This is a genomic window from Dyadobacter chenwenxiniae, assembly GCF_022869785.1.
GTDB lineage: Bacteria > Bacteroidota > Bacteroidia > Cytophagales > Spirosomataceae > Dyadobacter > Dyadobacter chenwenxiniae.
This window is the reverse complement of record NZ_CP094997.1, coordinates 3,786,211-3,803,499: the sequence shown is the minus strand read 5'-3', so window position 1 is coordinate 3,803,499 and position 17,289 is coordinate 3,786,211. Positions and strand designations below refer to the sequence as shown.

Genomic DNA, 17,289 nt, shown 5'->3' with positions numbered 1-17,289 from the left:
CGCAAAATTAATAAATAAAGCCTGTAACCGGGCTATGGTAATGATAAATTACTAAGCGTACTTGTCCTTCAAGGCGTTAATAGGCTTCTCGAAAAAATGCCAGGAAAAGGCCGCAACAGCAATTGTTAATGTAATCACAACCAGCGCTTCGAAGGCAACTGAACCTTTCAGATCAGGTGCATATTGATAGATTTTTCTGAAAATACGAACGGTTGGGTGCATAGGACCACTGTGAAAGTGGTTGTAAACAAAATTGTGATATAGATACAAGCCGTAACTGATTTTTCCTAAATAAATGCTCACTGGATTTTCCAGAAAAGCTGCCATAATTCCTGTATAGCCCATTACCGCCCGTCCGATCAAAAAGAATCCGAAAATGGAAGACACCGTTCTGTCCAGAACAACGAATGATACATTGAACCTGCTATCGAATGTTTTAGACCAGAATTGCAGCAAAACCCACACTGCGAATGCCAGCACGACAGGCCATGACTTACTAAACAATTTTTCAAAAAAATCATTCCTGTATACCTGCAACCAGGCAAGTAACCCGCCCAGCGCGAAAGAATCCAGGCACGCTGGCGTGCTCACATAGGTAACGATCCAGTCGTCAATCGCAAAGTCCGGATTAGCATAATAGTAGTAAAAACGGAATGCAAGGCTGAGCAAGCCCATAACGCCCAGAACGGGAACCAGCTTGCCTTTTGGGACAAAAAAGATCAGAAACGGGAAGAATAAATAAACCTGCTCTTCCACGGCCAGAGACCACAAATGGTCCATAGAACCCATCCAGGTCTTGTTCCAGGCCATGTAAATATTTGTCCCATACAATGCCAGCCAGCCCAGCTTTTCCCTCACCGGCGGCACATTGAAAATGTAAAGCAGGAGAATCGTAAGATAATAAACCGGGAAAATTCTGATCGTCCTTCGTATGAGGAACTTACTGAGATATTTTCTGAACCCGCCTTCCGTTCCGTAGTTCTTTTCTTTGCTTTTTAAAAGAATTCTGGAAATTAAAAAACCACTCAATACAAAGAAGATCGTCACTCCCGTCGCGCCGACGGGAACCGTATTTACTTCTACAAAAAGATGTTCAATCAGAACCAGCGCAATGGCAATAAAGCGGATTCCATCAAGTTGAATAATGTGTCCCTGTGATGTGGTGCGCATAATTACCAGTTTACCTTCACTTTGTTTTTCTTTGTTTCATTCACCTTAACCTTCTGGTTTTGAAAGAGGATGCCTGTTTGGTCGCCTTGCTGACGAATCAACGCAACATCATAAAGCCCTTTATCCATTTCTGAAAATGGAATGTCCGCCCTGAATCCGGGTGCAAAATAATATTGTTTCAAAAACAGCTCTTTCCGGCTTGTATTTCGCATTCTTTTTGCCGGAAACAGATAATATCGATCCTTGGAACTGAGCAAAATGTAAATGCCGCTATCCTGCAATCGCTGGCTGGTGAATGTGCTGTTTTCAATGATCAGGTTTTCTTTTCCCGGCGTAAATGTAGTCCGGTCATACAAATCTGTCAAACCGCGTGAATTTCCGGCATAAGTTTGTCGGTCAGCCAGGGAAATGAGCGGTAGCAGCTTATCGTAGAAAACAGGCGTTTTTTCAACAATGTTGGCAGCTAATGATGTGTCAGAAGGGTAGGTAAGTTTTTTATCTTTAAAAGTCCAGTTGAACTGATACGTCGTCAGGTCTTTGCGGAGGTTATATGCGTCTACCAGGTGATAATGATAACTGAAAATATTGAAAACGATGCCCATGAAAGCAATCGCTGTAACATATGGCGAGAGAAAACTTCCGCGGATCGGGATCACCACATACAAATACGCAACGATCAGCAGTAGCACCGAATAAATTTTATAGCGACTTGTTATCAATGTCTCCATCCCGAATCCTGCGCGGCCATAAACGACGATCAGTGCGGTGCCGAGAATAAAAAGTATGGTTCCAAGGCAGAAAAGGTCGGTAATGCGCTCAAACTTGTTCGCGTATCTATTTCTTATAATCCTGAAAAGCGTAGTCGAAATGATAGAAACGGCCACAAGAAACAGCACAATGCCCATCAGAAAACACACCCTGATATGATCTGCAACCGGAAATGACTCGGCAAATGACCCTAAAAAAGCCATATAGCCTTTAATCAGCTGAAAAATAGAGGCTTTTGACTCCGGATTGGACTCTGGTTTGGTATACCAATTGAAATAACAAAAAATCTCTACTGCGCTGAGGATCAGCCACAATGCAAAGCGTTTCCTATTTCCGGTCAGGAACAGTAAAAGTGCTCCCAGTGGAAGAACAAGCAGCCCATTTCCGCTGGTAAGGACCGTAACAGCAGCCAGAAACAGCGAAATGATGTAGGGAAGTGTTTTGAAATTGATACATAAATACAATGTCCAGACGGTCAATGTGACGACGCCGAAATTTTGGATCGCGGCCATTCCCCAATACATATTTTCCTCAAATGCTAGCGTGAGCCAGAGAAATGGGATGGGCAGAAGCGCAAAAAGCGGCTTTTTGTTCTTTTTCAGAAGTTCGTACCAAAGCGGGATAACACCGATCAGCAGCAGATTTCCAGCAGTCATCAAATGCCGGTAATTCAATGATCCAAACAAGGAATAGTCCCACCAGGCAATGAGGCGGGTTAGTGAAATCCGGTGTTCGTTATGCTGTTTAAAAAGCAGCCAGATTTTTTCTTTCCAGGTTGTCGCCTGCGAATAATAAAGGATAAACTCTTTTAAAGCGTGGTCGTCCCATTTCGGGATATTGATAGCATAATAATTCCAGACCGTAAAGTAAATCAGGACGGGTAGCAATAAAATCAGGCTCAAAATGATGGTTAAAGCCTTTTTCGTCATGCCGGAATCATTAATTGACCAATATGGGAAACGATAGAATCCGGATCGAGCCCTGAAAGTTTTTGGTGATAAGTCTGGCTTCCGTAGCGGCCGTTGGGATATCCTTCTGCTTTCAGGCTTTTGAAACTGCGCGGGAAAATGCCTTTTTCCAGTAATTGGACGGAAAGCTGCTGCGCGAGCCCGCCTGTGCTGATATGTTCTTCTGCAACGAGAATTGCCGGCGCTTTTTTGATCAATGTCTCCACTTCGTCAGTAATATTCAAAGGGAAATGCAATGCGGTCACAACATTTACTTTGGAAGCAAGATCTTCGGAAAGTGACAATGCGGTCATGACATTATTGGCAATGGGACCAAGTGCGAAAACAGTGATTTCAGCTGTTTCAGGTGCATGAATAATTTTGAATGATCCTGAAATGTAGCTATTGTCAGGAGTCGTTTTTCCGGCACCTAAGCGAAGGTAAGCTGGACGCGCATCTGCCACAATCTGACGAATAACTGGTTCTACTTCATCCGCAAATGCGGGCACCCAGACATTAGCATTTTGCTGACCGCTAAGGCATGCGAGATCTTCAATCGTATGATGGCTGCTTCCCATAATTCCGTAACCATAACCTCCGCCATTTCCAACCAGGAAGACAGGCAGGTTATTGAAACAGACATCATTGCGAAACTGTTCGAGGCATCGGTAAACGATGAAGGGCGCAATGCTGTAACAGAAAACTTTATAACCTTTATGTGCAAAACCTGCTGCAACGCCGACCATATTTTGCTCAGCGACACCAGCATTTATAAATCTTTTACCCATTTTGGCCTGCAAATTTTCTAATGCATTATAGCCGAGATCGCCGGTAATGAAAACAATGGAATCATCTTCCACTGCCAACTGCTCCATAGCGCTTGAAAATTCTTTTCTCATTCGGTTTGTATGATGATGCTTTTAAGCGCTTTTTATTCTCATAGCACTTGTTAGTTTTGGAAGCGGATACATTGTCTTTTCGTATTCCTGGATTGCCTTTGCAACCTCCAAAAACTCCTGCTGTTTGTTAATGTCTTCTTCAAAATTCTCAGCAATCAGGTTGTCAATGATCCTGAAAGCGTCATTGTATTCTTGTTCAGTCAAAAGTTTCATAGCAATGTCCTTTAAATCTTTGAAACATTGATCTTGTCATATTCGCTATGCGATCCGAACCAGCGGATATAAACCGTCCGAACGCTGAAAAATATCATGGCAACCATTCGATATTGATTTCCTTTAATATTAAAGACAAACCTGTTATCGCCAACGTAGTCGACACTATTAAAAATGGATTTGACATCCATGAAGTTTGTCCAGTCCGCCGACTCAGTCTTATCAGCCCACTCGGCAATCGCTATTTTGGCCTCCGGGTATTTATCGCAATACTTGTGTAACGTCTTTTGTTTGATAATAACCATTAAGCTTCAACCTTAATTTATCCATTTTATGATAGAGTTTAAAAATGTTGAGCTTGTGTTTATGTCTTCTACTTCCTCAATTGCTTCACTAATGTCCTGATTTCATCTGCGGTTTTGTATGATTTGGAGCCGCGGCGAATTCTGGTTCGGATATATTTGGGTCGCTTTTTGGTTTCTTCAAAGATCTTGGCAATGTATTCACCCAGGAACGAAATGCCCAAAATCGTTAACCCGCCGAAGAAAACGACCAGAACGATAACGGTGCTGATCCCTTGCGGCGTATCCCTGAAAAACACGAATTTCGCTAAGATTTGCCAGATAATCCCTAAGATTGACAATCCCGTTAATGCAAAACCTGCATAACTCATCAATTCCAACGGCGCAAAACTGAACGAGAATATCGCTTTCTTTGCCCACCAAATGTTTTTTGTCCAGTTATTGGTAGAAACGCCAAACATTCTTTCCGGCCTTACATATGGGACGCCTGTTTGCTTAAAACCAACCCAAGCGCGCAATCCACGCAAAAACTGCTCAGTTTCAGGCAAATCCACTAGTTCCTTCACAACCTTGCGATCGATCATAGAAAAGTCGCCGGCATCGCGGGGAATAGCAATGTAGCTAAGCCCCTGGAATACTTTATAAAACGATTTATAGAAAAAGTGAATGTGCGGCTTCATTTCCCGCTGAACCCGAACACCATAAACAACGTCGAATCCTTCCATCCATTTTTCGTAAAAAGCAGGAATAATTTCAGGCGGATCCTGTAAATCGCCATCCATTAAGACTACGCAATCACCCGTAGCAATCTCCATTCCACTCAAAAAGGCAGATTGCGAACCGAAATTCCGGGAGTGACTGATCCCCACAACATTTGGGTCCTTATCACATATTTTGCTAATCACTTCTTCCTGATTATCAGGCGAATTGTCATTCACAAAGATGATTTCATAACGCACTTTCAGATCATTACAAGTCTTCACAATGCGCTCATACATGAATGGAATCGCTTGTGCATCCTTATAACAGGCAATGATCGCTGTGATAACCGGGTTCAGTTTCGGGTTTTCAAAAGCAGGAATGACGCGGTCTTCATATTTGATCTGCGCCTGCCAGTCACTATATTTTGAAAGCCCGGTTTCCAGCGGCGTCCTGGCTTTCCAGCCAAAGTCAGTTTCAAATGCGCCCGGATCGCCAAACCATTCTGCAAGGTCCCATTTCCGGTTGGACATGCTGCCCCATTGCGGTTCCTGCGTAATGTTGAATGTTCTTCTTGAAGTATCAACGAGGTCGCCCATGGTGGTTTTGCGTCCTGTTGCAATGTTGTACGATTTACCGGAAGTTTCCTTGCTGATCTTTAATGCGGCATCCAGAAACGCTTCCACGCAATCTTCTATAAACACGAAATCCCGGCTTATATCAGGCGAAACCAGCGAAGGAAGCTGCTTTTTCCTTGCGTTTTCAATCAGTTTCGGGATTAATCTATCCGGCTCTTCCCAATATCCGTAAATGGAATAAAGTCTTAAATTAAGCGTTTTAAGATTAAAAACTTTGGCATAATATTCCAGCAAATATGCCGCTGAAACCTTAGAAACGGCATAATGACTGTTCGGTTCTACGCGATCGGTCTCTTTCGGTGAAGTGCAATTGAAACCATATTCAGAACTGCTTCCGGCATGGATATAAACCATTTCGGTCGTGCAATTTTGTAGAATGTTAACGGTCCCGATGACGTTGGTTTCGTACGTTAGGTTGACATTATTTTGCTTGCTGTAAGCGCCGTAAGCCGCCAGATTAAATATCGTTTGCGGCTTATATTTTTCAAAAACTTCCTGAACCGAGTTATTGGAAAGGATATCGCAATGGACAATGTTTTCGAAAGGAACGTTCAGCAATTTGAGCCTCCATGCCTTTGTTGCGTCGTGTGTGAGCGCGTAACAGTCCTTGCGGATTTTGAAAATTTCGTTGAAAAGATTGGCACCGATGAAGCCGCTTGCACCAAAAACAAAAACTGGCCCTTTTAAACTTTCTATTTTATCGCGGAAAACCGGCAATTGGTCAAGCATTCGTCAATTCATTAAAGTAGCGTTCCTTTACTTCCAGCGTGGCTTGCTCGTATTGGTCTTTGTTCATTGGTAAATAATGCCACTCTAATTTATTCTCCATATAGGACACTCCTTTGCCCTTTACAGTATTCGCTATAATCGCTTTTGGAAGCCCGTTTTTGTGTGTTTTAAGTTCGTCAATCGCCAAACTCACAGCACTAATGTCATGACCATCAACCTCAATTGTTTCAAAACCAATTGCATTCCATTTTTCAACGGACGCGGTTTCTCCTAAAACCTTATCAGTTGGGCCAAAACCCTGCAAACCGTTTTTGTCAATAATCATAAAAAGATTATCCAACTGATTCTGTATAGCGTAATGTGCTGCTTCCCAGGTTGTTCCTTCATTCGTTTCGCCGTCTGAAAGCAAAGCAAACGAGTAAGTTTCTTCACCGCTTACCTTCGCCGCATGTGCAATCCCCGTTGCGATGGGTAAGCCGTGGCCCAGTGAGCCTGTTGCGAAAGGTATGCCTTTGTATTGTCTTGGGGCAGGGTGCGCTGGAAGTGATGTGCCGTCGAGGTAAAAAGTGTCCAGTTCTTCGTCCGTAATCTCGCCAGTAACATTCAGGCATGCATATAATGCGGCTGCGGCGTGTCCTTTGGATAATATAAAGGTATCTTCTTCCGATTTTTGCAGAAAAAGGACGGCGATCATCAGATCAATGCAGCTTAGTGAGCAGCCAATGTGGCCGGCATTTGCTTTATGGTAGAGGCCCAGAATTTTAAGCCGAAGTTCTCCGCTTATCTGCCTTGGGTCGTTCAATATCTCTTCTGCGGTCATGCCTGTGTATATGTCGATATTAATAAAATCTCACAAAATAAAGGTCAAACCTTCTGTTTTAAGAGTGCAATATACAAAATCTTATTTGTCGGCTTTTGTAAATGGCGCACATTGCTTACTCCAATCCGTAACGCAGCCCTTTCAACTTCTTGATCACAACGGGCTCCTTATTTCCTGCTTTTTTGAGTAAAATATGCGTGGTCTGCGTCGTGTCCATAACCTGTACATATTGTGCGTCTTTGGGTAAATACAGATTGGTAACCTGCGCATCCTGAATCGAATAAGGAAGGAATGTTCTGTCCATTTCAGATAAGATCTCGTAACGCGAAGCAGGATATAGAATCGTATCGCCTTTTTGGTATAATTTCTTGATCTTCTGAGCTGCCTCGTAATATGGATTCGGGGCGCGCGGCGTTGAAAAATATCCGTATTTCGGCGATCGGTCTTCATAGAATTCCCCTAATCTCAAAGACACAAAATAGAGCTGACAAGCTAAACCAATAAATATCAACGTCCTGAATTCAACCTTAATAGAATTATAATATTGTAGCAAAAGGCTTAAAAGGATGATCATATAAGGGAATGCAAATCCAGAGTAACGCTGCATTAAACCATAAGTGTGCCCGTTTTTGAATGACATTATTATTAAAAAAGAAGTTGGAAACAGGGCCATGATGTAAATCATCCAAAGCCTCTTCTTTTGCACGCTGTCAGCCTGCCTATGTACATCCGGAATGAATGAAAGGGCAAAAACACTTACCGACAGGATTACAAATTGTACTTTATGATTGGAATAAAAAGCAGCTCCTGACAGTGCAAGAATAAAGGGAACTGCGGCTTTCAAGCCAACATTCAGCTTCATGCGATTGCTGAAACGATACCAAATGATCAGTAACACGCCAATAAAAAGAGAAACGAAGACGTTTTTCTTTCCCGCAAGGGCGTCTGTTAAGCCGTTTGTGAAAATCACAAGATCTGAGAAAAGCGGTAAAGCTTTTGTAAACACATTGCCGATTGTAGCAGGTAAAATAGTGCCGAACGGATTATCATAAGGCCTCGTTTCCGCCATTCTTTTGTAAAGGGCAGCCTGATAATTAAGCGTATATAAAGTATAGGTTCCGCCGCCGTAAATCATCCACCAGGCAACTCCCGAAAGTGCCAGAACAGCAGAAAAAGCCATTTTGACCCAACCCTTAATGGTTCGCAGGAACAAGAGTGCATACAAGGCGTGCCCCAGTAACACAGCAATGGAGAGGAAATGGGATAATATGCTTAATCCGGCGGTTACAATGTAGCCAATGTAGAGCCTGGTATTTTGCCGCTTGTTGGCCTCACTTTCAATGATTTGTAAAAAGAAATAGGTGGCTAGCAACGTCAAAAAGAACATCAGGGAATAACTGCGCGCCTGCTGACTGTAACCAATAAAAAAGGGTTCAATAGCCACAATCGCCGAGGCAATCAGACCCGTATTGACGCTAAAAAAACGCCTTCCGAAAAGGAATGTCAAACCAATGATGAGTACGCTGAAAAAGACGGAAAGGGATCGCGCAGAAAAGTCTGAAATCCCGAAAACCTCCATCCAGAAATGCAGTAGCAGATAGTAAAAAGGACTGTTTCCTATATCACTCCGGTTGTTAGCTTCGTAGTAATCGTCAATTGTTTTCGGTGCCCAAAACTCTGCGGGTGTGAAAGCACGGGGATAATAATTTTCATTATAAGTGAAGGAACGCAGCACCCGGGGCGGTCTGAGGCTAAATTGAGGCGTTTCCCAGAAATTAGAATTGGTTACTTTAAGCGTAGAGAAAACCTCTTTTTGATTAGCCCCTTCCAAAACAACACCCTGGCTGATCACCATTGTGCTTCTTTCATCAAAGAAAATACTGTAACGATCCAGATTATGAAGCCTTAAAGCAATTCCCGCGATTAAAATGACAGCGACAATAAGCCAGGTTTTCAGGGATTCGTTTGTACGGATTGAAGACATTTAAGAAAGTTGACGTGCGCTGATGTTGCAATTGACTTGCCGCGAAATTAAGCAAATTTCCCTTTATAGGATATTTTTTAGATTTTAAGAATTGTAAACTCTACTCTGCGGTTCTTCATGCGCGTCTGTTCAGTGAGGTTGCTGGCGATGGGTTTAGCTGGGCCCCAAGCCTTTGTCTGGATTCTTTTGCCCTCAATTCCCTTCGATAAAAGATATTTTTTCACCTGCTGAACACGGTCTTCCGCCAGCTTTATATTTTTCTGCACTTCTCCCTGATTGTCCGTGTGCCCTTCCAGCAGAATTTCCATAGCCGGATAGTTCGTCATAGCAGCTACAATCCTGTCCAGTTCGGGATAGGAAGAGCGAATCACTTCCGCGCTGCTTTGTGCGAACATTGTGCTGCTAAGCCTGATCTGCTGGCCTGCCTTAATGGGTTTCAGATACAGATCCCTTCGGATATTGCGGAGTGTGGTATCTTTTGATAAATCAATTTCCTCTGAGAAAGGAAAGTAACCTTTCTCAGCTGCTGTAATGCGATAAACCTCCTTCAAAGGTAGAATGAGCCGGTATTCACCTGTTTCAGGATCAAATGTGGCTTTGGTAAAAACTTCATTGTTCTTCTTGATCTCGGCAATGAGGTCAGAGCGCACAGGTTTGTCTGTTTCTGCTTCCAAAATTAAACCAGTAATAATTGCGACCGGGTCCGGGCGCGTTTCAGGTGTAAGCCTTACCCGGAAAATATCTTCCTGACCGGAAACCTTCTCACTAGCGCTGAAATAAGCATAATCGCCCGTCGCAGGAACATTAAAATAGGCATCCCAAAGGGGTGTATTAATCACGGGCCCCAGGTTTTCGGGCTGCGACCAATTTACCCAGGTGTCATCCAGCCGCCTGGTAAGGAACAGGTCGCCGGCTCCGTAACCGCTGTGGCCGTGTGAGGAAAAATATAATGTTTTATTGTCCAGAGCCAGAAACGGGGTGCCTTCATAATCTGCCGTGTTGATGACATTCCCTAAATGAAGCGGTTCGGACCAGCTATCGTCTGGTTGCAGAAAGGAGACGTAGAGGTCCTTTTTGCCTTCGGTGTCATTGCGTTCAACAGAGATGATCATCACATTGCCGTATGGCGAAACTGTGGTCTCCATACTTTCCACTTGCTTGCCTTTATTACTGGCAGTAACACTTTCCCGGAGGTTATTAATCTTATACTCCTTTGGAAAGGTCCAGCCTGATTTTGTCTGGAAGCACCGCGACAGCCCTAATGCCATAGAGCCATCCGGACTATATACATTGATGACGTAAATTGTTTTGCCATCGGCTGAAATACTGGTAACAGCATTGTCGGCGGCGTTATTAAGGGGCGGCCCCATATTTATTGCCGGTCCCCAGACATTCTTTTCATTTAGTTTTGAATACCAGATATCCTGCCTTTCAGGCGTGCCAACATTGCCCGAAAAGTTGCCTCTGGTGAAAAATAGCGTTTTGCCGTCCGGAGAAATGATGGGTGCAACTTCCTGTCCCTGACTGTTAATAGCCGGCCCCATATTTTCACGTTTGGTTTTCAAAAGCGGCCCCTTCGCAATGTTAATAACCGCTTCAATAGGCTTAACGTCATCCGAAATCCCTATGGCATCGATTTGATTAGCCCCGGAAACTTTCGAAGGTTGCAGTACGATTTTTACCGCATTAGCCAGGATATTTTGTTGTTTTGGAAAGATCCGGAGCATTCTTCCTCTCGCCGTGAGCTGACCAGCCGGGGCGTCCGAAATCAAATATTCTTTCCCCGACTCATCATATGCGTACACGCGCGCAATGGCGCCCGGATTAAAATTTTCTGCAATCGCGACCTGTTTGAGCGCGACCGTTTTGTCGAAACCCACTTTAATCCACTCCTCATTCCGGCCATCAGGGTCAGCAGGCATCCATGCGCAGGGGCTGTTACCGAAATCGGGAAGTTTATTGGGGATGCCAAGGATTTGTTTTGCGCGAAATGCGTGCCCGAATTGGACGGGCCTGTTCTCTGATGAATAACCCAGCACCTTATTGGCCCACAAAATTTGCTGACAGTATCCTCTATTTATGAAAACTGCCGAAAGCAGAAAAAAAACGTTGACGAGTATTCTTTTATTCATTTTGAGCGCGGTCCGGGCAGCATCATTATAGTAATATTATTAAGAAAATGGATGAAAATCAAGCGTAGCAATCCGTCTGCAAAAGGACTATCGAACCTGAAATCTCCCTTAATAACCTCATTTTTTTGCACCAATCAGCAATATCCAGTCCCAGCCGGGCTGCGAATCAGGAGGTTGAACGACGGCTTGCGATGCTTCTTTGAACTCACCGCCAGACCATCTTTTACCCGTTCTCGGACTATACCAGACGGCTGCAAAATCTTTGCCGTTCAAATAGCTGAGGTTTAGTTTAATCGGTCTGGATTCGGGCAAATATAGCATAGACATTTTTTTGTTTGACAGCGAAACAATGCCGATTTCAGCCTTATCCGTGGAGTCGGGAAGCAACTCCGAGACATTTTCGGGTTGCATATATTCCCAGGGAATGCCTTTCAGGATTTTGACAAGTTCGTGAATGTATTCCGCGCCGTCTTTGTCAATGTTCACCTTCCAGGTTGGGTTAAAGTTCTTGATCGTGCTCATATGACAAAATCCCGCCGCCGCGCTCATAATAGACTGATATGCCTGGTTTCTGATTAAAACGGATTGGTCGGTAATCTCTTTCGGGAATTCTGAATTGGCAATCAAAAACGGTCTCAATGCTGCTTCTGCGGAATTTTTTTGCCAATTGGCCAACGAGGCGTATTCAGCCGGAGTAACGGTTGAATCAGGAATGATAAATTTGAGATCCGACCGGATTTTCGAGCTGTCATTCACGCTCGTAGGCGAGCAGGTGCTTAGCGAAGCAATGATCTGTCCTTCTGAAACGGAGCGGATTCCGTCGGCAATCGCCTCGTATTGAGCAGCGGTCTGATACTCTTCCTCACTGACGATCCAGATTACATTGCTGTATTTGGCAAAATGCTTACCTACATATGTTCCATAATTTTTCCAAACAGTGGGATTCTGTGCATCGAAAATGGCATTCCAGCTTTTACGGGAAACAACAATGCCTACGACCAGATCACGCTCCTTCGCTGCTGCAATGATCCTGTCGAAATAATCGAAGTAAAGTTTATTGGGTTTCGAAATGTCGTTGTCCTGAAACGGGAGTGTTTTATTAAAATTCCGCTGGTTAGGAAGCGCGGGTAGAAGCTGAACCAGAAATGTATTGAATGACTGCGACTTGCGCGTGTCCATGTAATGAACAGCATCATTATAACCCAGTTTTCTAAGCATTTGCCACGCAACATCCGCCACCATAAGAAACGGAACGCCATTGTTATCCGTAATGTGGCGACCGTTGGGACTAATCTTTAAAGGAAACCTGGGAATGGCCTGTTCAGATTTTTGAGAAGCATGAATGGCAGCAAAACAAGAAGCCGCCAAAATGCTGAATATGAAGTATCTGTGCCACTTCATGGTTTTGGTCTGAAATTATTTTCTAACATTATCGGGGTGTTTCGGAACCTTGAAATTCAGCTGTTTTTCAGGTCAGCGATGGTTTTCAGCGGATCATCCGAATTGAAAACAAAGCTTCCTGCAACCAAAATATTCACGCCTTCGCTAACCAGCTTTGGCGCATTGTCAAGATTAACGCCGCCATCCACCTCAATCTTGAATGTATAGCCAAATTTTTCTTTCAAAGCCTGCAACCGGGCTATTTTATGATAGGTGTTTTGAATGAACTTTTGGCCACCAAATCCTGGATTTACAGACATTATCAATACCAAAGAAACATCACCCAGAACCTCAGAAAGCACCTCTATGGGTGTATGCGGGTTCAATGCAACGCCTGGGAGCGCACCTAATTCTTTGATATGCTGGATGGTCCGGTGCAAATGTGGACAAGCCTCGTAATGCACGGTAAGGATAGAAGCGCCCGCTTTTTTGAAAGCCTCGAGATAGCGGTCTGGCTGCTCGATCATTAAATGTACATCCAGTGGCTTGGTAGCATGCTTGTAGACGGCCTTGCAAACCGGGATCCCGAATGAAATGTTGGGCACAAACATGCCGTCCATGATGTCAACATGTATATAATCCGCCTGACTCGCGTTCAGCATTTCTACATCGCGTTGAATATTGGCAAAGTCGGCAGCAAGTATGGAAGGGGCAATTTCGGCCATGAATTTTAAATATTAGTACAGGCCGAAATTAAGGAAGTTGTCTCCGAATTCAAATGTTGTGGACTTCCATAAGCATTCTCCACGAAATCACATGACGCATGGCACCAAGCAAAAGTTAGAATATGATGTTCAGCTTGAATGCCAGATCGTGAAATAATGGTGAGTTGACAACATCATTTTCGCCGAACAATGCATGGAGCTCGTATCGCCCATCGGTCAGGGAATAAATTTCCAAAACACGCTTTTCAGGTTTCAAAAGCCAATATTCCTGCACGCCATAGCGTTCATAGATTTCTTTCTTGATAACCGTGTCCATTTTAACAGTGCTTTTTGATACGATTTCAACTACCATATCAGGAACGCCCCTGATCCAATCCTGTACAATGCCTTCTTTCGCTTTTGAAATAAAAATAAGGTCAGGTTGCAAGCGGTTGTAATTTTCTTCAAAAATGACGTCCATCGGTGCATCCCAAACTTCACCCAGGTCATGGTCGTCAGCATGATCTTCCAGAATGCGTTGCAATTTACGAGACGATTTTTGGTGCGGCGTTTTGGGACTAGGAGACATAATTTCCTCTCCATTGATGATCTGTGAGAGATCCCAGTCTTGCCAGACGATTGTTTCGGTGCTTTTCATGTGCATAGTTAGTTTTTACGAAAATAATCAAATTTTTTAAGACATTCATTTAGTGTTGTTTTGGTAAAGTCAGACATTCAACTCAGTACTTTTCTTATTGATACGGGGATTTTAGAAAAAGTAACAGGAAGCCCGACTGCATTTGAAATCGGCGCGAACGCTTCTTAAATTTGGGCACTATCCTTTATAGCCGCCTTACCATGAACCCAGAACAACAGATCCAAGAGCTTGTAGAGAAACTGCAGCATTTGAATTATAGATATTACCAGGATAATGTTTCCGAAGTCTCGGATTTTGAATTTGATCAGCTGCTGAAGCAGTTAAAGGAGCTTGAAGATCAGTATCCTGAGTTGCGGCAGGAAGATTCTCCCACGCTCAGGGTAGGCGGCACGGTCACCAAGAATTTCAACACGGTTTATCATCGTTATCCAATGCTGTCGTTGGATAACACTTATAATGAGCAAGAGCTGCGGAATTTCGATGATCGGGTGCGTCGCGGATTGGACGGTGAACCTTACGAATACATTTGCGAGCTGAAATTTGACGGCATCTCACTCAGTTTTACTTATGAAAACGGCGTGCTCGTGCGGGGCGTGACACGTGGCGATGGCACGCGCGGGGATGAGATCACGAACAATGTCAAAACCATTCGTTCCCTGCCATTACGGGTTAAGGCTGAGAAGGTTCCGCCTGTTTTTGAAATTCGCGGCGAAGGTTTTATGCCCATTACTTCTTTCCAAAAACTGAATGAGGAGATGGACACTTTGGGTGAAAATCAATATGCTAACCCACGAAATGCGGCTTCGGGGTCATTCAAATTGCAGGATTCGGCGGAAACTGCGCGGCGCGGGTTGGATTGTTATCTCTATTCTTTTTTAACCGATACGGAATTTTTTAAAAGTCACGAAGAAAGCTTGCTAGGGCTTAAATCCTGGGGTTTCAATGTTTCACCGGGCTGGAAAAAAGTGCAGACCATTGATGAAGTTCTTGAATTTATCCATGAATGGGAAGAAAAGCGGCTGACGCTTCCACTGGCAACGGATGGGATTGTTGTTAAAATCAATTCTTTTGAACAGCAACGCGAACTTGGCTTCACGGCAAAAAGTCCCCGCTGGGCCATTTCATTTAAATATAAAGCGGAGAATAAACCGGCTGTCCTGCGCATGGTCACCTATCAGGTCGGGCGCACAGGAGCGGTAACGCCGGTTGCGAACCTTTGCGACATTAGTGAGCGCGCATTGCCTTATAATAAGGTCAAAGGGGTTCACCTTTCGGGCTCGCGCGTGAAGCGGGCGACCTTGCATAATGCGAATGAAGTGCTGAGGCTGGGACTGGAAATCGGGGACACGGTTTTTGTTGAAAAAAGCGGTGAGATCATTCCGAAAATCACCGGCGTCGACATTTCCCAGCGTGAAAAATACCCGACCGAGCCATTAATTTTCCCGACTCAATGCCCGGAATGCGGTTCCGCATTGCAGCGAAATGAAGGAGAAGTCGCGTTTTTCTGCCCTAACGACAGCCATTGCCCGCCGCAGCTGAAAGGCCGGATCGAGCATTTCATTCACCGGAAAGCGATGAACATTGAAAGTCTGGGAGAGGGGAAAATTGAGCTGCTCTTTGACTTAGGGCTTGTTCGGACGCCAGCTGACTTATATGATCTAACCCCGGAAACACTTCTTGGTCTGGAGAAAAACATTCTGAACGATGAGACCGGTAAGGTTAAGAAAATCAGTTTTCGCGAAAAAACGGTGGAGAACATTCTAAACGGCATTGCGCTTTCGAAAACAGTTCCTTTCAAGAATGTGCTTTTCGCACTTGGAATCAGGTTTGTGGGCGCGACGGTTGCTGAAAAGCTGGCTGCCTATTTCAAATCCATGAACGCATTGAGGCTGGCGACTTATGATCAATTGATTGCCGTTCCTGAGATCGGTGGCAGGATTGCGGAGAGCATTGCCTCCTATTTCAGTGTGCCCGAAAATCAACAATTGGTTGCGCGTTTGCAGGCTGCCGGCATTCAAATGGAAAGCGATGAAAAGCCTGTTGAACTGGAAAGCGATATGCTGGAAGGTAAAACTTTCGTGATTTCGGGTGTTTTTGAAAACTTTGAGAGGGATGATCTTAAATTGAAAATCGAGGTCAACGGCGGACGGGTGCTCAGCGGCGTTTCGGGCAAGCTGAATTACTTGCTGGCGGGCGCGAATATGGGGCCTGCCAAGCTGGAAAAAGCTCGGAAACTGGGCGTTACCATTCTCAGCGAGGAAGAATTTTTAGCGATGATCGAGAATTAGTAAAGAAAAACGGCTCAGAAAGCTAACTTTGTGTTTTAAAATCTAACAATTATATAAGTAAATAATGCCATTGGACCAACGTTTCAAAGGGGTAGGAGCGGCGCTGATTACACCTTTTGATGAGCAGAATGAAATTGATTATCCGGGTTTAAAAAGATTGATCGACCTGGTCACGGAAGGCGGATCGGATTACCTTGTGGTGCAGGGAACTACCGGTGAATCGCCTACGGTAACTTCCCGCGAAAAGCGTGAGATCCTGGCATTTACAATAAAGAATAACTCCAAATCGCTTCCTATTGTTTACGGACTGGGCGGCAATGACACACAATCCGTTCTAGATTGTATAAAAGAAACAGATTTTACAGGCGTGGATGCCATCCTTTCGGTTTGTCCTTACTATAACAAACCGACTCAGGAAGGCATAATCGCACATTTTACGACGATTGCGGACGCCTCTCCAATTCCGATGCTTCTATATAATGTTCCCGGTCGCACGGTGATTAATATGAAGCCGGACACGATCATTACGTTGGCTGCGCATCCCAATATTATTGGAATTAAAGATGCTGGCGGATCGATCGAGCAAAGTATGGAGCTTGCTTCCCGCGTTCCTGATGATTTCCTGTTGCTTTCCGGGTGATGATAACCTCGTAACGACGATGGTGAGCGTAGGTTGGCATGGTGTTATTTCGGTGATTGCCAATGCATTCCCAAAAGAATTTGGTGAATTAACCTGGCATGCTTTGGAAGGACGTTTTAAAGAAGCAGCTAAGTTGCAGCTGGCGTTTCTTGAATTTGACACCTTGCTTTACATTGAATCCAATCCGGTTGGCATCAAGAAATGTCTGGAAATCAAAGGAATATGCAGTTCCGCTGTGCGGTTGCCATTGTTGAAAGCTTCCCAGGAATTGGGTGAAAAGCTGGAAAAAGCAATGGTTCGCGAGGGATTTATTTGATT

At 44.2% G+C, this 17,289-nt stretch carries 13 protein-coding genes and 1 pseudogene; 2 read left to right on the top strand and 12 right to left on the bottom strand.

What is annotated here, in order from left to right; genetic code table 11:
- Positions 1-51: 51 nt before the first annotated feature.
- From MUK70_RS16260 to MUK70_RS16205, 12 genes are all read right to left on the bottom strand, one after another.
- Positions 52-1,170, bottom strand: coding sequence for an acyltransferase family protein (locus MUK70_RS16260; RefSeq protein ID WP_234606143.1), 1,119 nt, complete (start codon positions 1,168-1,170; stop codon positions 52-54).
- Between the two features lie 2 nt (positions 1,171-1,172).
- Positions 1,173-2,867, bottom strand: coding sequence for a hypothetical protein (locus MUK70_RS16255; RefSeq protein WP_234653770.1), 1,695 nt, complete (start codon positions 2,865-2,867; stop codon positions 1,173-1,175).
- Complete coding sequence (locus MUK70_RS16250) at positions 2,864-3,784, bottom strand: transketolase family protein (RefSeq protein WP_234653768.1); 921 nt, start codon at positions 3,782-3,784, stop codon at positions 2,864-2,866. Before MUK70_RS16250 ends, MUK70_RS16255 begins: the two co-directional genes overlap by 4 nt.
- A 21-nt stretch (positions 3,785-3,805) precedes the next feature.
- The gene (locus MUK70_RS16245) at positions 3,806-3,997 is read right to left on the bottom strand and encodes a hypothetical protein (RefSeq protein ID WP_234653766.1); all 192 of its coding nucleotides are present in this window, start codon (positions 3,995-3,997) and stop codon (positions 3,806-3,808) included.
- 11 nt (positions 3,998-4,008) lie between these two features.
- Positions 4,009-4,302, bottom strand: a complete 294-nt coding sequence (locus MUK70_RS16240) for a type II toxin-antitoxin system HigB family toxin (protein ID WP_234653764.1) — start codon at positions 4,300-4,302, stop codon at positions 4,009-4,011.
- A 68-nt stretch (positions 4,303-4,370) separates the two neighbouring features.
- On the bottom strand, positions 4,371-6,365 hold the full coding sequence (locus tag MUK70_RS16235) for an NAD-dependent epimerase/dehydratase family protein (RefSeq protein WP_234653763.1): 1,995 nt from the start codon (positions 6,363-6,365) through the stop codon (positions 4,371-4,373).
- Entirely contained in the window at positions 6,358-7,185 is an 828-nt protein-coding gene (locus tag MUK70_RS16230; protein ID WP_234606155.1) for a transketolase, read from the bottom strand. The genes MUK70_RS16235 and MUK70_RS16230 overlap by 8 nt, the downstream gene beginning before the upstream one ends.
- Positions 7,186-7,300: 115 nt before the next feature.
- The gene (locus tag MUK70_RS16225; protein WP_234653761.1) at positions 7,301-9,169 is read right to left on the bottom strand and encodes a glycosyltransferase family 39 protein; all 1,869 of its coding nucleotides are present in this window, start codon (positions 9,167-9,169) and stop codon (positions 7,301-7,303) included.
- Between the two features lie 77 nt (positions 9,170-9,246).
- Positions 9,247-11,301 (bottom strand): OmpA family protein, encoded by a 2,055-nt coding sequence (locus MUK70_RS16220; protein WP_234653758.1) that lies wholly within the window; start codon positions 11,299-11,301, stop codon positions 9,247-9,249.
- A 117-nt stretch (positions 11,302-11,418) separates the two neighbouring features.
- Positions 11,419-12,702: an apiosidase-like domain-containing protein gene (locus MUK70_RS16215; RefSeq protein ID WP_234653756.1), complete on the bottom strand. Its 1,284-nt coding sequence runs from the start codon at positions 12,700-12,702 to the stop codon at positions 11,419-11,421.
- A 56-nt stretch (positions 12,703-12,758) separates the two neighbouring features.
- Entirely contained in the window at positions 12,759-13,406 is a 648-nt protein-coding gene (gene rpe / locus MUK70_RS16210; RefSeq protein WP_234653754.1) for a ribulose-phosphate 3-epimerase, read from the bottom strand.
- A gap of 115 nt (positions 13,407-13,521) precedes the next feature.
- Positions 13,522-14,043: a Uma2 family endonuclease gene (locus tag MUK70_RS16205; RefSeq protein ID WP_234653751.1), complete on the bottom strand. Its 522-nt coding sequence runs from the start codon at positions 14,041-14,043 to the stop codon at positions 13,522-13,524.
- 200 nt (positions 14,044-14,243) lie between these two features.
- On the opposite strand from MUK70_RS16205, the gene ligA reads away from it, so the two are divergent.
- Both ligA and dapA read left to right on the top strand, forming a co-directional pair.
- On the top strand, positions 14,244-16,331 hold the full coding sequence (gene ligA, locus MUK70_RS16200; RefSeq protein WP_234653749.1) for an NAD-dependent DNA ligase LigA: 2,088 nt from the start codon (positions 14,244-14,246) through the stop codon (positions 16,329-16,331).
- Positions 16,332-16,395: 64 nt separating this feature from the next.
- A pseudogene (dapA, locus tag MUK70_RS16195) lies at positions 16,396-17,287 on the top strand (4-hydroxy-tetrahydrodipicolinate synthase).
- Positions 17,288-17,289 lie beyond the last annotated feature (2 nt).

Bases quoted from the DNA above. Each gene is read 5' to 3' on its own strand.
- MUK70_RS16260 (WP_234606143.1), bottom strand. From the start codon at position 1,170: ATGCGCACCACATCACAGGGACACATTATTCAACTTGATGGAATCCGC.
- MUK70_RS16255 (WP_234653770.1), bottom strand. From the start codon at position 2,867: ATGACGAAAAAGGCTTTAACCATCATTTTGAGCCTGATTTTATTGCTA.
- MUK70_RS16250 (WP_234653768.1), bottom strand. From the start codon at position 3,784: ATGAGAAAAGAATTTTCAAGCGCTATGGAGCAGTTGGCAGTGGAAGAT.
- MUK70_RS16245 (WP_234653766.1), bottom strand. From the start codon at position 3,997: ATGAAACTTTTGACTGAACAAGAATACAATGACGCTTTCAGGATCATT.
- MUK70_RS16240 (WP_234653764.1), bottom strand. From the start codon at position 4,302: ATGGTTATTATCAAACAAAAGACGTTACACAAGTATTGCGATAAATAC.
- MUK70_RS16235 (WP_234653763.1), bottom strand. From the start codon at position 6,365: ATGCTTGACCAATTGCCGGTTTTCCGCGATAAAATAGAAAGTTTAAAA.
- MUK70_RS16230 (WP_234606155.1), bottom strand. From the start codon at position 7,185: ATGACCGCAGAAGAGATATTGAACGACCCAAGGCAGATAAGCGGAGAA.
- MUK70_RS16225 (WP_234653761.1), bottom strand. From the start codon at position 9,169: ATGTCTTCAATCCGTACAAACGAATCCCTGAAAACCTGGCTTATTGTC.
- MUK70_RS16220 (WP_234653758.1), bottom strand. From the start codon at position 11,301: ATGAATAAAAGAATACTCGTCAACGTTTTTTTTCTGCTTTCGGCAGTT.
- MUK70_RS16215 (WP_234653756.1), bottom strand. From the start codon at position 12,702: ATGAAGTGGCACAGATACTTCATATTCAGCATTTTGGCGGCTTCTTGT.
- rpe (WP_234653754.1), bottom strand. From the start codon at position 13,406: ATGGCCGAAATTGCCCCTTCCATACTTGCTGCCGACTTTGCCAATATT.
- MUK70_RS16205 (WP_234653751.1), bottom strand. From the start codon at position 14,043: ATGAAAAGCACCGAAACAATCGTCTGGCAAGACTGGGATCTCTCACAG.
- ligA (WP_234653749.1), top strand. From the start codon at position 14,244: ATGAACCCAGAACAACAGATCCAAGAGCTTGTAGAGAAACTGCAGCAT.